The following is a 14964-nucleotide window of genomic DNA, read 5'->3' as shown; positions in this document are numbered from 1 at the left end:
ATAATTTTGAAAATTTCAAGAAACAATAAGACAAATTATAATTAATAATTTGAATTCATATGAGATTCAAAGAATGTACTAAAATATGATATATATAAATGTGAGTTTTATTGCGAATTATATAAGCGTAGTTTTTTCTGGTTTGTAAATGCGTAATAAGTGTAAAAAATTAAATTTTTAACAAAAAGGTTATTAAAATGATTAAAACTAAAAAAGGCAAAAAATCTAAGGCCATGGTACTTGACCAACAAAACGAACAAATTGTTGTTGCTGATGATGAGACAGAATCTAATGACACAATTTTTAGGATTAGAAATATTGTGTTTGAATCAAATCAAGATGAATCTGTGTATAACGGTTTAGTTGATAAGATAACAGATGATGTAATGATTACATTTAAATAGATTACTGGATGTAATGTTGGTATGGATAATGCTATTATTCATGAGAATTATAATAAACTATCAAAAGAACGTAAAAACACATTGGTAAACAGATCATTATTTACTAAAAGATGGATAAATAATGGTAAACATGAATACTTCCTTGATCAATATGTTCGTTTTCTTGTTAATAATTTGGTATTTGGTATGTTGAAAGAATGCAATATTCGTTGTTCCAGAAGTAATACATATTATAAGACAAGTGAGATTAGCAATAAAGATAGATACTATAAAGCAATGGGTCTTAAATATGAACCATTTTTGATGATTGTTGACATATTAGAATTGTTAGGTTTGATAACACAAACTATTGGTTCTCAGGAAAATGGTAAAGAATCAACAATTGCGTTTTCTGAAAAAGGTTTGAAAATGTTTGAATATCTGCGCAACAAGGATATCAGATTCAAAAAATTAAGCTGCATTGTTGATAATGAAAAAAAGAATTACAATAATAAATCAGTTGATCCAAAGTTGAATAGTGAATTGGTTGTTTTGAATGATACTGTTCTTAGATTAATCACTAAGGGTAAAAATAAAGGTAAATATAAAAAGGTTTCTGTTCCAGTTGACTTTGAAATTAAACCGTAGATTGAACGTAAGATTAAACGGCTGGAAAAGATTAATAATGTTTATGAAAATTCAGATATTAAAGTTGACTATGATCATAAACTACATGGGCAGTCACTTGTTCTTGATACTAATTTTCTAAAGAAATTTTATTATGATTATCTTGAAAGCAGAATTGAAATTGAATCCATTGAATGTACGGTTTTAAATTATAATAATGAAGATAATAAACTAAATTTTATAATTAACAAACTAAATAGATTAAAGAATGTGAATATTTCAATTAACAACAATGATAGTTATACAAGTATCAACCATATACAAGATAGTATGGATGGTTCTATAGGTATGGAAGGCGGTGTAACCGCAGAAGACTTGTCTACCAAGGGTTTAGGCTGTCAAAATGAAGGTAAATATAAGATTGATATTGATAAGATTAAATTTGAAATAAACAATAAGTCTGTTGTGAGAAAATATTCCAGAAATAATTTTAAATGCAATGGCCGTTTATATATGGCGGAATAGATGCAGATGAATAAACAGTTGCGCCAATATATTTCGATAGATTGTTCACCACATTATATAAAATTAGATTTTGCAGGTCATCATTTTGCATTATGTCATCATCGCAAATTAATGTCAGCACCAAAAGATGCTTATCAAATTGAAATTGATCAAAGTCTTTTAATTGATAAACGTAATGATGATGAATTCAGGAAAATATTCAAACAACTTGCACTTACTGCAATAAATGCGGATAACTGGAAAGATACAATCACGGCAACAATGGAAAAATTGGAAAAGAAAGATATTGATCTTAAATTCCAAGATTGCAGTGAGTTTTTTAAAGTTTTAAGAAACAGATATGAAGATATTTCCGATTGTTTCAATTCGGATTGTGGTATACGTTTGATGTGGTTTGATTCTGAAATTATAGAAGCAGTGGTGCACGATTTGATGGTTGAAAAGAGAATACCAGCGGTTTTATCTGTTCATGATGAAATTTTATGTCATCCAGACTATGTAAATCTTGTATATGATGAGATGATTACTGCTTACCGGAAAATTTTGAAACGTGATTTGAAAAATGCTTTGAAGAACAAAGGCTTGAAATCATTGCCTGATTATATCAAACCAACAATAACTATTGAATGATAAGTTGACAGACAAACCCCATATTAGTATGTATTTTGTATTTGTATGGGGTTTGTTATGTCTGATATAGTTTGAAATGAGGCCATTTAAGCGTTTTATAGTTTTGATTTGATGTTTGGGTATAAGATGTGGTCAATTTGTCCTAAATCGGCTGTATTTTAGCTTAATTTGTGTATAGGTTACAATATGTTTATGGTATGTTTTCAAAACTTTTATATAATGTGATGTTAAATAATTTATGGAGGATATAATGGCAAAGACCGAACGAAAAAAAATTGATCTTAAAAAGTTGCTGGAAGCGATTAAAGGTGGAGTTGAACAGGCAGAAATAATCAAACAATTTGGGCTTAGTTCAAGTACACAGCTTAAAGCATTATATGCAAAGGCACTTATTGAAGCGGATGAAATACCAAAAATCCAAGGTGCTGGTAGGACTAAGAAAACTAAACCAGTAAATATGAATGTTAAAATTAATAAACGTGGTAGCCTTATCATCAAAAAAGAAATTATTAATACAACAAAATATGATGTCGATCAAAAATTTACCGTAAAAGAAACACCTTCTGGATTTCAATTGAAACTGGTAAAAGATGAACCTGCCTCTAAAACTAATAAATAATCCTGTCTGAAATGATCGGATGTTTATTATAAAGGGTTCTATTGTATCGTTGTTAAACTTACAACGCTAAAACGGTTTTAAACAGGTGGTAAGCATGGGAAATTCCAATACTGATGACGTGGTTCTTCCTGAACTGAAACACCTTGATCAGTTTGAACAGCATGAAATTATTACCTTGTATGATCAGATGTTTTCACAGCAAGGGAACCACGTTTTAAGAAAGCAGCATCAGCAAGTTGCACAAGATTCTGATATAAAAAAGTTTAGTAAATGCTATTTTACTATTGCGGTAGATGGGCTGTTACGTCCATTTGCAAAGGTGTTTATACAAGATGGTGTCATAGGTTACGAAATCATCGAAACCAATTTAAATACGCTGAATTTGACACGAGAACGGGCAAAATCACTTATAATCAAGTACATTTATAAACCGACCATATCAAAGGAATGGAACGGGGCTATGTTTTCGGTGTTTACCAATGTCAATGCCCACTTTCATACACTGGAAAACGAGGTCAGTCATGGGAACAATGATGGTTTTGTGTGTGTACCATATCAGGTAGAGTCAAAAAATATGGGGCATGATGAAATCAATGCACACGTTCTGCCGGAAGGTGTGGTGATGTTGTATTGGTAAAGGGCGGTTGAACTTTGTGGTGACCGATGCTGCCATGATTGTTTTTATCATGATCAGGGGCAAAATGAACCGATTCGATGTCAGTTAACCCATATTTCTTGGACTAATTTTTGATTATAACCACAATAAATCGTAGAATTAAACCGAGGATATGGGGATGGAAGATACTGAGAATACGCCTGTGCCGGTAGCCAAATGCGTTCCATCTTTTTTGTCTTCATACACATCCATTCTTGCCACTGCGATCTTGTTACCCATTCTTACTATTGATCCCGTTGATTTTAAATCAACCTTTGCAGATGCACGAAGAATTTGAATGTTTAAATCTACTGTAGAAATCCAGTATTCATATCGACTTGCTACTGCATACCAACCTGCACAATCAAGTAACGATGCTATAGTCCCACCGAATATACCACCCATCGTATGATCTAAAGATTGCTTGTATGGCATTTTAAAGACAGGATCACCATTTTGTTGGTAAGATAAAATCATTCCAAAAACTTCTTGGAGAGGTGCCTTGTTAAAAAAATTTATTAAAAAATCAAGCCGTTCTCGGGGAATGGTCATCTAATCCTCACGATTTGATAGTGTTGTCTCTTTGTTAATAAGATTTGACAATTCCAAGGCACGGGCTAAGTGAGCTTTGGCAGCATTGATTCCTGCTTCATCATCACATACACCTAAACGCACATTGGAATCAAACACGCCTTCTCCATATCTGCTGCTTACACCGGAGGCACCAAGAGGACTGATGGAAGCATGACTGGTTGCTGGTATCATATCAAGGGTAATGAATGCACAAATGTGGGAAAGGTGTGTTGTCTCCATGCCCCCATGCCGTAACCATGAAACACCTGCACTAATACCGATTTTATTTTTTAATTTACCACCAGCAACATTGCCGAAGATAAAAACACGAAGACGGTCTATGAACGTTGCCATCATCCCACTAGTCCTCATAAAGTAAACCGGACTGGCAAACACGATGATATTCGCACTCTCCAATTTTTCATATATGATCTGGACATCATCTCGAAGAGCACAGTATCTGTCAGCCTTTTGTTTGTTCAAGCAGAAATTGCAGTGGATGCAGTTTTCGATTTTGAATTCTGACAGGTTTATGGTTTCTGTCTCAAGCCCTTTTTCTTTTGCCTGATCCATAATCGTTGATAAGAATGTATCTGTATTTCCATTTTTTATCGGGCTTGCTGATACTCCGACTATTTTAAACGGCATAATCTCTCCTTAGAAATTTTTTTGGTAGGTTGTCAGCACCCATAAAAGTAACAACATCGTTTATGGTTTGTTTGTTTTGAGTTACCATAAGTTTTGAAGTACCATGAGCAAACAATCGCCCTGTCTCATCGGACATCTGCGCTTCTGTAAGGCATAGTGTTCGTCCAGCTTTAATGCTTTTTCCTATCACGATAATAGTTTCATCCGTAACCGGTGCGAGAAGATCTACTTTTAAATCAATTGTAATTAAGCCTTGATCTTCCCTAAGATCACAATAAGCAGACCAATAAGCCGCAGTATCAATGAACGAAGAAAACACCCCTCCGTGAACACCACCAAAAGGGTTCATGTGCTCACTACTAATCGTAGCAATCACCTTTGAATATCCGATATCCAACTCCGCAACCTGCATTGATAAGTGTTTGAAAAACGGCCCTTTGTTTATATTTTTGATCACGGATTTGATGTGGGCTGGATTAAGATTGTACAATGTGCTTTCCCTTCAACATGTTAAAAAGACTGATTTGAATCATTGAATTGATCTAACCGGGATAGGAAATCTTGCATTTGTGACCATTCACTTTGGGTAAAGCAGTTTAAAAATTTTTGATTCGTTTTTTCGAAAAGTGTGATGATGTTTTTTTTATGCTCACTCGCCTTGCGAGTATGGAAGATTCTCAAAGACCTGCGATCATCCCTATCCGCCTTTCTAATAACCCAACCGTCTTTTTCAAGTCGGTCAAGCAAACCTGTTGTTGTTGCTCTATCCTGAGAAGTTTTTTCAGCAAGTTCGCTTGGTAATAAACCTTCCTCTTCATAAATTGCAACCATCATAAAAAATTGGCCGTGGGTAAGTTTATACTTAGAAATTTCTTGACGGTATGCTCTTGTCACCCGCCGTACAGTTTTACCTAACCGAAAACACACGCAATCTTCAAATACCAAGGTACTCTCCCAATATCTTGAATTTTAATTTTGAGAAGATTAGCATACAAATAATTTAAATACAAACTATTTGTATGCAAAAACACAATACCCATGTTTGATGATCCCGTAAAAAGTCCAAAACGGCAAAATAACTATCAATAATTTCAGTAGTTTGTGGCCAGAAAACTACCAAAATTAGATTTTTTACCGGGTCATCATGTTTGATTCGTTTCAAGTTTCTTTAGCCGGCATTGAATCCCTGTCAAGATATCCAACCCACAATCATTTCCACACCATTTAACCCCAATTCCACCCTATCGAATACCAACCATCACACCAAAAACAACCACTCTGAAACACACTATTATGGCCCTTACAGAGCACATTGATTTGTGACATATCTAATTGAATATATTTAATATTTTTCCTTGACAACTAATTCATCAGATAACTATATGACCGGATATAAAAATCCCCCGATACCAGATGAAATACTACTGACATTTGAATTCTGGTAAAGGGGGAATCTATGTTGAATTAATTGTAAAAAGTTTTATTTTGCCAACCGGTTCACCATAAAGCAGAATTGGTTGTATTCGTCGTCATTCAAGGGAATTCTGCGATTTTGACCTTTCCCCTGAATTGACCCCAAGAGTACGCAAAGCACATGGTTGTCACGTAATGTAATCACCAGATCTTCTACGATGCACATTCCAGCGAGGAAACCGGTGTCATGCTCTTTAATTACGGCTTTTAATTCATGCAGTTTTAAGCCCCGGACAATAAATGAACGGGTATTGATCTGGCCACAGTCCAGTTCTTCCGGGTTTAAAGTAATGACAAACTTCAAGTAATCGTGAGAATAATATAAACTCACTGCTTCTGATAATTTCTACTGCTCATTTTCCATCTTCACTGTGATCACCTTTAGTTGATTTGGTCCATAATCTACCGGTCTACTTCTACCCGTGACCATAAACGTGTATCGGTATTACCATTGGGTTTACCAGCCGGGAAATCACGATCTGAAATCAAATGGTGCAGGGTTGAGATTCGGATTTCCATGTAATCCAATAATTGTTCCAGATTAAAAAGTTGTGGTTCCATTTTAATTACCTTTGGTTTTAAACTGTTGATTTCTCTATTCCATCACATCTTTTTTTGAAAACATAATTTTCCTGTTATTGATGTTGTAAACCGGGTCAGGAAAATTCATACCTTCCATATGGTAGCGCCAGCGATATAAGGTGGTGTACGAAACACCAAGGGCATCACAAACCCCTGCAATCGACCAGAATTCGTCCAGTGCACCGTTGTTTTCCATCGTTTTCATAAATATACCTTTGTTATCTGTTTAAAAATTAATTGCAAAGAATGTTATTAAAATTCAGTGGATCTCATGATTTTGGACAAAGAAATGAAAAAAATGGTGGGGATGGGGTGGGGGATTAGAATTTATAACCACAACGTGTGCAATAGTGGGTATTCTCTGTCATTAAATGGTCTATGCCGAGCGGCATTTCAAAAAGGTGGTATAATCCGGCGTGGTAGAGTTCATAATCTGTTGTGAGCTTTTTAACAGCAGTGGTGCTGCCACAGGCACGGCATTTTAATGGTTTGGTATTTTTGTGGTGGTCCTGATCCATGATACCAGCATTATATCATAATTCTATGGTGTCTTAAAAAACGATGGTTTAATGATACCCATTCAATTTCTCGGTATCCATATGGAAATGAACATGCTCCTTGTCTTGAAAAGACATCTCACAGTTAAAATTTCATGAATTCATCAAAATGAACCAAAATGCGAATGTTCAATCATTACCATGAATGAACATTTGTGGGTGTTTTTGAAAAATATTCTACAAATACGGTTGGTTATAATTTGTTGTGTAGATTGGTAAATAATCAGTTGAAATTTTATGTTCAATAGTTATAAAATATTACATATAATTGAACATTGGTGGACTATGGGAGGATATTATGGCAAACAAGAAAATTCTCGTCAGTCATAAGTTTTTCGGAATATGAGTACAGACGGATCTCTCCCACAATAAGTCAAATCAATAAAAATTTTTCCATCCAATCGGCTTGAAAAATCAGATTGTTATGATTTAGACGATTAAGCGGCTCTTTGAAATGCTGCTTTTTCGTTTCCGTAGCGTTCCTGAATTTCACGTATGATCGCATCCGGTGCGGAATCCATTAAATTCCTGATCAGCAGATGGGTGAGAACCAATTTGACGGTTCTTTCCGAGGGCAACTGCCGGGAACGGGTTCTCAGAAAGCCTTCAAAGTGCTTCCAGATCGTTCTCTGAAATTTGAGAGCGATCAGCTGCAGCAATCCGAGAGAAATCGCACCTAACATGACAAAACGTTCATAGGCCTCATGGCAGCGTCTGACCGATCCGATCCGTTTTTGCGAAGGTTTTTTCAGCGTTTCGTTTTTTTTAGGTTTTCTGGAGTGACGAACCAGACGCTTCGACCAGAAGCGATAGCGGAAGGCCCCGATCAAATTCTTCAGCATGTCGAACATGGTTTCAATCCGCACTCTCGCGCAATATAATTGAAGGGCAGCAACGGGCTCCTGGCTCAAATCGCTACACATCAGAACGATGGGTCCCCGGCTGGTTACCGCCAGTACAAAGCGGATCAACGAACCGGTCGGTTTCCATAACAAATCCGCTGAAGTAATCAGGATGTCTTCGACTCTGCCGTAAACGGTGCATTGGACCTTCGCAAATTTGTTTTTGTGGTCAAAAAGTTCCATGAGTTTGACCTTTTCTCCATATATTGCAGGACGTCCCGGTTTTCTTTCCGAGGGGTGTTCAGCCTCAAAATAGGCCACGCAGTTTTTCTTTGCCCGAATAATCAGGGTGAGAAGCGGTGATTTATGCTTCAGTGACCATAGGGAATTGGCCAGTATGAAAACAGCGGCCCCAGGGGAAAAAAGCATCCAAAACCAGGATGCTTGGCAGATCGTGTTGGACAGCAAAATCAAGCGCCATCTGAACGATTCGACTTCCCAGGGTTTCCCTGTCAGCTTCATCCGGGTTCTTTTTACCAATATGAATCAGCCCCTGATGAATACCAAGCGCCAAGGGAAGACAATAGGGCGAAGTCATCGAGCCGACCATTAAGCCGATGGCGCCCCAGCAATGACCGCGGAAATAGGACGGTTTACTCTGCGTTTCGGAATGCTGGTGCAAACTGACCACACATGGCATTCTGCGCCCATCTTTCGAAACGTTGGTATGATCACCCAATATAACCGCGCGGCCGTGAACAAAAACGGTTTCTTTTTGTGAAAGGACAAAGCTGCTCCAGTAACATGTCAGCATTTCAAGAGACCAGGCAGAGGATCGAAAAAAGTTGAGCAAGCTGTGATAGCCGCTTTCCTCTACCGACCAGAATCTACAAAACGAGGTGACACCCACCATCTCGCCGCTACCGATGAATCCCAATATGACCATGCAGAACACAAGCCAAGTCGATTGTCTGGAAAAAATATTGCGAAAAGATCTCAGGAAGTGATAAACATAAATGTGCATTTTGAATCTCCGTTTTTCAATTGCGGGTTAAATGAATAGATTCAAAATGCACTATTTCCCTCTCTCTGTCACTCAATGAATCAATAAAACTTTTGACTGACGAGGAAAATTAATGATGCAACCGGAAAATACGTGAAACCATTCACTGCAATAGAAAAAAGACGAATCATCAATGAATTGAAGAAAAAAACGCATAAGCGTGATTATGCACTTTTTGTAATTGCCACTGAACAGGGGATCAGGGGAACTGACCTGTTAAAATTACAAATCAAACATTTGGTAAATTTGGATTTAAAGGAACGGTATATATTCAAAGAGGGAAAGACCAATAAGGATAACTTCATTTTTATGAACGAAAAAACCCATGAAGCATTACATGCCTACCTTGAATCATTGAATTTATACGATCCAGAAGAGTATTTATTCAAATCACGGAAAGGGGATAATGCGATTACATTACAGCAACTTGGCAGATTGGTCAAAGATTGGTGCAGGTTTGCAAAAGTTAAAGATCATTCCCAATATGGCGTCAGATCGTTACGGAAGACGTTCGGAAGATTGGCATTTGAGTCCTCTACTAATCCAAGGATATTGTCACTGTTAAAAGAACGTTTTAATCATAGCAGTGAATCTATGACGGTAAAGTACCTTGATATTACGACGGAAGATATGGAAGCATTATTTAACTAAATCATATGGTTGTGTGGGGCTGCATACAAATTATGGTAAATCCTTTTCTATGGAAGCGCTGTGGGCCTTATTAACAAGATTTGCTTTCTTTTCAAGATCAAATTTTGCTTCGTAAAGGTTCGTTAACAGTGCCTCAATAAGATCAACTGCCAATGAAAGGTGATGTTTTTCCGTTGTTTTCAGTCTATGCGCTGCATCATCTCCTATGAATTTAAGTCCTTTTAAGCCATCTATGATGCTTTCAGGAATCCTCGCTGAAACTTTCAACTTGTCAATTTTTTTCCCAAGTCCCCATGCTTTTTTATCATCGATACCTTCAATCACACATATACCTTCAAGCAATGCTCTAATACCCATCGATGTTACAATACCAAGGCCTTGCTGATATGCGGTGATTATCTCTTTGTATGTTTGATTAAGTTTTTTATCTATGTGCAGAAATTGCTTTGGTGAACGAAAACCGAAGTTTTTTCTTGGTGGGTAGTAGCTGTAATAATAGATATTGTTGCCATCATTATCTTGAAGTCCTGCACCGGTTGATTTTTCTTCAAGTGTAGCGGTATCACATCCACGGCAGACAAGAAATCGGTATTCGAAATCTTCATAATAACCTAAAAACTCTCGCCCTTCATGTTCATCAATTTCTTGATAAGAACGCTCATGGATTGATTTAATGTCATGTTTAGTTTCGTACCTACAAGTATTGCAGTAGATTTTTGTGATATTTGTCATTTGGTTTTGTTTACAATTTTTGATGTTAAATTCTGATTAAATAAATGCAATTATTCCCATGGAAATTTGATTTTATTGTAATCCGGGTTGATATCCCACGGTAACTTTGAATTTGGATAATTTATTAGTTCAACAACTTTACTAAGGGTAGGGGTGTCATACCCCCCATAAACTTTACGTCCAATTGCTTTGATGGTGTGGCCAAACAACCTATCAATCTTATCATTTTCAATGTTGTCTGGATGGTTATTGAGTAAATGTTGAACGGTGTGCCGGAAACTGTACAAGACCTTTCTTTCCTTGCCATCACCATTAATGCCACAATTTGTCAAATATGAATATTTATAATTTTTTTTGTCGTCTTCGTTGAACCACCGGGATACTTTTGCACCTGCTTTTTTATATTTTCCGCTTTTGGAAACATTAGGTAAATCGGGGAATAATCTGTATTCTCCATGGTCTTTTAAGTATTTAACATAATTTAAAAAACCAATCCGAATTACAGTATTATGGATCGGGACAATTCTCTCGCTGCTGGTGTTCTTAACTTTGGTAATGATAGAACCAGTAACATTGTCATATTCTTCTTTAATTTCAATTACATTGATATCATCATCAGCAGTAATATTTTTGATTTGCAACTGTGCCACTTCTTCCAACCTAAACCCATGGTAACACATTAAAATTGGTACCCAAAATCTCCATGAGTATTTGATTTTAAAGTCTTTTTTCTGGAACAGATCGGTTGAAAAAAATAATATTAAATCATTTGCCGTAAATGGTGTTCGTTTTATGGTAGAAACTTTTTTTATCTTCAAATCAACAAAAACGTTTTTTTTGATGTAATCTTGCCTTGGTTCCATTGCAAAATTGAAAATACCACTAAGCAGATCTACATAACCGTTATAAGTAGTATCGGAGATTCTTTCATTGAGGGGAATTGAGCCGGATAGGGATTCTTTTATAAGTTGTTGGATGGTTACATTTGGATATTTCTTTGTTCTGTTTTTAGGTAGTAACTGAAAATACTTTTCAAACTGATTGGCATCATCTGGTCCAAAATCAATCAACGGTATATCATTTTGATTCTTTACATATTCAAAAAATTCATGAAGGTAATCTAACCTTTGTTTGTTTTGTTCGACAGTTTTCGGGCTACCCCATATTTTTTTTATCGTTTTATAATCAACGAATCTGTCTATCAGTTGACGAAAAGTAACATTCGGTTGAGAGTTTCCCTTTATGTGTGGAGTGGTCCCTGCCCCCATCCTGCCAAGATTTTTTAATATTGCATCAAGCTGCAATGTATTGTCAGGGTTTGATTCTGTGATGTCGTCTTCAAATTGAAGTTTGTATTGTTCAAATAATGATGGCGTAGACGCATAAAGTTCTTCAAGCAAGCGAATTCTGTTTTGTTTTAACTCCTTAAGCATTTCAGCTACTTGAACTGTATTCCTGTCTTGTTTGTCAGGATCAGTTTCTAAATCACATTCTTTGACTATTTTTGCAGTGTATTGTTTCAACAGTGGAAAGGAATCAATGTCAACAGGTTCATTTTTATACAATAGGTTACGATAATGCGCTGCCTCTTTTTCTACAGATAATTCAGGATAATTGGTAATATGATCCCCGAAAGTGCCATATTCCATAATGTCTTCTTGAAATTTGATGATGATCTCATCTACATATTTACTCAGCACAAATTTTGTTTCCAACCAATCCATCGTGTAAATATCCCTTTGGCATAACTGGTCAAAGTGCAACTTGATTGCCCTTGAACATGCTGCTGCGGTTCTTTTGTCACGAGTCCGAAGACTTTTCCGGAATTCAACTTTTTGTAAATGTAAACGAACAGGTTTTGAAAAGCAAACCCGGAAATAGTAGATGCCGTGATCATTTTGAAAAAGGTAGGACGGGAGTTTCATTTGACACCGCTAATATAAAATGTACGACCTTTTTGTACAAGTCCGTACAAGTGGTATCAACGGGCAAAAGCAAAAACCCGTTGATATGTTGTTTGTTAACAATATCAACGGGTTATTAAAGTAGTTGCCTACTAAATTTGCTATTGGTGGAGCTGAGGGGGATCGAACCCCTGACCTCATGGCTGCCAGCCATGCGCTCTCCCAGCTGAGCTACAGCCCCACAAAAGAGTGGGTAGATGTATAATAGAAACCGCATGGCGTGTCAATACAAAAAATATTTTTTTTAACAGATTAAGGTTTCAGGCTTAGAATATTTTATTGACACCAGTTGGGGAGAAACGATACTATTCCATGCTTTTTATATGAAAGTCTTAATAATTTGCCTAATAGTTTGGATAGATTACTTTCATGTTTTGTTGCGGGATGAATTTAGGCGTTGATAGATTACAGCCACCACGGTTGTTAAATAAATAAACTGAAACTGAATCGGGTCAAGGAGCTGAACAGGCATGCTGCGTTACCTTCGTGAAAATACAGGAAACTGGATCATAAAGTTTTTTTTGGGCATCATTATTATTGTGTTTGTATTTTTAGGTGTTGGCAGTATGAACGCCGGCAAACACAATCAGGTGGCCACGGTTAATGATCAGGCCATCACCCTTGCGGAATACCGTGATGCCTATCAGCGTATGATTCAACGCCTTCAGCAGCAGTTCGGCACCTCTTTGGATGATGATTTGATAAAATCATTAAATGTTAAGCAGCATGCCGTGAACAGCCTGATTGATCAAAAAATTTTGGAAATTGAGGCCCAAAAGTTAAAAATTGTTGTTTCTGACGAGGAGCTTAAACAGGATCTGCTGTCAGTCAAGGCATTTCAGAAAGACGGTGCCTTTGATATGGATCTGTACAAGCGGGTGCTTGGTCAGAACGCCATGACCCCTGAAACCTTTGAAGCGATGCAGCGCAAACTCATCAGGAACACCAAACTCCAGCGTATGGTGTTCAACGGCATAACCGTAGGAAACCGGGAAGCCCAGGCCTGGTATTCGTTTAACAATACAGAAGCCAGTATTCACTATATTCTGATTGATCCGGGGACATTTTCCGACGTCACTGCAGGCGAAGAGCAGATCCATGCCCAGTATGACAAGCATCATGATCTGTACATGTCTGAACCTAAACGCAAAGTGGAATTCCTCGTGTTTGCGCCTGAGGATTTTAAGGATAAGGTCAAAATTGACGAAACTGCGATCCGGGATTTTTACGATCAGAATCTGGCACGTTTTACCACGCCGGAACAGGTTGAGGCCAGTCATATCCTGATAAGGGTGGATGAAAACGCTGATGAGCAGACCGTGGCCAAGGCCAGAGAAGAGGCCCTAAGCGTTTATGAGAAAGCAGTTAACAAAGAAGACTTTTCAACACTTGCCAAGACCTATTCCCAGGGACCGTCTGCCGCCAGCGGCGGGTACCTTGGCCGATTCGACAAAACCAGTATGGTAAAACCTTTTGCTGATGCTGCATTTGCCATGAAAGCCGGTGACATTTCCCAGCCTGTAAGAACCCCTTACGGGTGGCACATTATTAAGGTGACAGATAGAACCCCTGAAAGCGTGACGCCTTTTGAGACCGCTAGGGCAGAGATCCAAAAGGAGCTGGCTGCAAGCCAGATCCAGAATCTGGCTTATAATAAGGCTGAGGATGTCTATGATGCGGTGCTTGACGGTGATTCCTTTGAGCAGGTGGCCCTGGTTGCAGGCAAAGAACCTGTAACCACCCCGGCGTTTACGGCCCTGGGAACGGAACTTAAGGATATGGGCCTTTCAGATCCAGGTCAGTTCGCCACTGCAGCCTTTTCCCTGGTTGATAATGAGATCAGTGAAGTCAAGAAGATCGGAAATGCTTACTATTTGATGCATATGCTTGAAAAGGTAGATCCAGCGGTGCTTGCCTATGAAGATGTAAAAGATAAAATTGCCGGTACATTGACTGCGGACCTGCAAAAACAGGCTGCCAGGAAAGCTGCTGGGTCAATGCTTGAACAATTAGGTAATGATGCCGCAAGTCTCGAAAAACTTGCCAGAGACAATCATTTTAAGGTTGAAACAAGTAAAATGTTTACCCGCAATCAAGCTGTGCCCGGCATTACCGGGTCAGGGGCCATTGTGGAAGCTGCCTTTACCCTTGATGAAAAAAACCCTGTTTATAAACAGGTCCTTGAAGCTTCCGGAAAATTTTTCATTATCAGCCTAAAAGAAAAAAAAGCACCGGATGCAGCTGCCGTTGCCGGCAATCTTGACAACGTTAAGCAGAAACTTGAAGCCCGAAAACACCAGACCTATTATTCTCAATGGCTGACGTCACGGAAAGAAATGGCTGACATCCGGATCAATACCGATATTATTAACTGATATTCAATCAGATATAGGATTTTAATTGCCGCCTTTTTCTTTTCTTACCCGCAGAAGGTTTGTAT

17 protein-coding genes, 1 tRNA gene and 1 pseudogene are annotated in these 14964 nt (G+C 37.7%); 8 read left to right on the top strand and 11 right to left on the bottom strand.

Annotation, left to right across the window (positions count from 1 at the left end; translation table 11 throughout):
- The first annotated feature begins 197 nt into the window (after window positions 1–197).
- From Q366_RS03725 to Q366_RS03705, 6 genes are all read left to right on the top strand, one after another.
- Window positions 198–404, top strand: coding sequence for a hypothetical protein (locus tag Q366_RS03725; protein ID WP_035236481.1), 207 nt, complete (start codon window positions 198–200; stop codon window positions 402–404).
- A 21-nt stretch (window positions 405–425) separates the two neighbouring features.
- On the top strand, window positions 426–1031 hold the full coding sequence (locus Q366_RS03720; RefSeq protein ID WP_035236480.1) for a hypothetical protein: 606 nt from the start codon (window positions 426–428) through the stop codon (window positions 1029–1031).
- Window positions 1032–1280: 249 nt separating this feature from the next.
- The gene (locus Q366_RS21195) at window positions 1281–1535 is read left to right on the top strand and encodes a hypothetical protein (protein WP_169742927.1); all 255 of its coding nucleotides are present in this window, start codon (window positions 1281–1283) and stop codon (window positions 1533–1535) included.
- Window positions 1536–1541: 6 nt separating this feature from the next.
- Window positions 1542–2165: a hypothetical protein gene (locus Q366_RS03715; protein ID WP_156968103.1), complete on the top strand. Its 624-nt coding sequence runs from the start codon at window positions 1542–1544 to the stop codon at window positions 2163–2165.
- 250 nt (window positions 2166–2415) lie between these two features.
- Window positions 2416–2784: a hypothetical protein gene (locus tag Q366_RS03710; RefSeq protein ID WP_035236478.1), complete on the top strand. Its 369-nt coding sequence runs from the start codon at window positions 2416–2418 to the stop codon at window positions 2782–2784.
- Between the two features lie 94 nt (window positions 2785–2878).
- The gene (locus Q366_RS03705; protein WP_035236477.1) at window positions 2879–3421 is read left to right on the top strand and encodes a hypothetical protein; all 543 of its coding nucleotides are present in this window, start codon (window positions 2879–2881) and stop codon (window positions 3419–3421) included.
- A 138-nt stretch (window positions 3422–3559) separates the two neighbouring features.
- On the opposite strand, the gene Q366_RS03700 is transcribed toward Q366_RS03705, so the two are convergent.
- The 7 genes from Q366_RS03700 to Q366_RS21190 form a co-directional block, all read right to left on the bottom strand.
- The gene (locus tag Q366_RS03700) at window positions 3560–3991 is read right to left on the bottom strand and encodes a PaaI family thioesterase (protein WP_035236476.1); all 432 of its coding nucleotides are present in this window, start codon (window positions 3989–3991) and stop codon (window positions 3560–3562) included.
- A complete protein-coding gene (locus tag Q366_RS20020) occupies window positions 3992–4660 on the bottom strand; it encodes a flavodoxin family protein (protein ID WP_051957804.1) in 669 nt (222 codons plus the stop codon).
- Entirely contained in the window at window positions 4650–5150 is a 501-nt protein-coding gene (locus Q366_RS03690) for a PaaI family thioesterase (RefSeq protein ID WP_035236475.1), read from the bottom strand. Before Q366_RS03690 ends, Q366_RS20020 begins: the two co-directional genes overlap by 11 nt.
- Window positions 5151–5170: 20 nt before the next feature.
- Window positions 5171–5605, bottom strand: a complete 435-nt coding sequence (locus Q366_RS03685) for a MarR family winged helix-turn-helix transcriptional regulator (protein WP_035236474.1) — start codon at window positions 5603–5605, stop codon at window positions 5171–5173.
- 1123 nt (window positions 5606–6728) lie between these two features.
- A complete protein-coding gene (locus Q366_RS03675) occupies window positions 6729–6920 on the bottom strand; it encodes a helix-turn-helix transcriptional regulator (protein WP_035236472.1) in 192 nt (63 codons plus the stop codon).
- A 789-nt stretch (window positions 6921–7709) separates the two neighbouring features.
- Window positions 7710–8357, bottom strand: a complete 648-nt coding sequence (locus tag Q366_RS03670; RefSeq protein ID WP_245619857.1) for a hypothetical protein — start codon at window positions 8355–8357, stop codon at window positions 7710–7712.
- 121 nt (window positions 8358–8478) lie between these two features.
- Window positions 8479–9138, bottom strand: a complete 660-nt coding sequence (locus Q366_RS21190) for a transposase (RefSeq protein ID WP_156968101.1) — start codon at window positions 9136–9138, stop codon at window positions 8479–8481.
- 132 nt (window positions 9139–9270) lie between these two features.
- Here Q366_RS21190 and Q366_RS03665 point away from each other — a divergent pair, with 132 nt between their 5' ends.
- The gene (locus Q366_RS03665) at window positions 9271–9828 is read left to right on the top strand and encodes a tyrosine-type recombinase/integrase (protein WP_051957803.1); all 558 of its coding nucleotides are present in this window, start codon (window positions 9271–9273) and stop codon (window positions 9826–9828) included.
- A 30-nt stretch (window positions 9829–9858) separates the two neighbouring features.
- Here the strand turns inward: Q366_RS03665 and Q366_RS03660 are convergent, their stop codons facing one another.
- The 4 genes and pseudogenes from Q366_RS03660 to Q366_RS03650 form a co-directional block, all read right to left on the bottom strand.
- Window positions 9859–10560 (bottom strand): DUF4145 domain-containing protein, encoded by a 702-nt coding sequence (locus tag Q366_RS03660; RefSeq protein WP_035236467.1) that lies wholly within the window; start codon window positions 10558–10560, stop codon window positions 9859–9861.
- A 50-nt stretch (window positions 10561–10610) separates the two neighbouring features.
- Window positions 10611–12284, bottom strand: a complete 1674-nt coding sequence (locus Q366_RS03655; protein WP_035236465.1) for a site-specific integrase — start codon at window positions 12282–12284, stop codon at window positions 10611–10613.
- A gap of 36 nt (window positions 12285–12320) precedes the next feature.
- A pseudogene (locus Q366_RS22315) lies at window positions 12321–12485 on the bottom strand (DUF6538 domain-containing protein); the annotation flags it as partial.
- 144 nt (window positions 12486–12629) lie between these two features.
- Window positions 12630–12705 (bottom strand) — tRNA-Ala (locus Q366_RS03650).
- 289 nt (window positions 12706–12994) lie between these two features.
- On the opposite strand from Q366_RS03650, the gene Q366_RS03645 reads away from it, so the two are divergent.
- Window positions 12995–14899 carry a peptidylprolyl isomerase gene (locus Q366_RS03645; protein WP_035236463.1) on the top strand — a complete coding sequence of 635 codons (1905 nt, stop codon included), beginning with the start codon at window positions 12995–12997 and terminating at the stop codon, window positions 14897–14899.
- Window positions 14900–14964: the final 65 nt, after the last annotated feature.

Origin of the sequence: Desulfobacter vibrioformis DSM 8776 (assembly GCF_000745975.1) — a bacterium.
Lineage (GTDB): Bacteria > Desulfobacterota > Desulfobacteria > Desulfobacterales > Desulfobacteraceae > Desulfobacter > Desulfobacter vibrioformis.
This window is presented reverse-complemented; position numbering and strand designations above follow the sequence as displayed.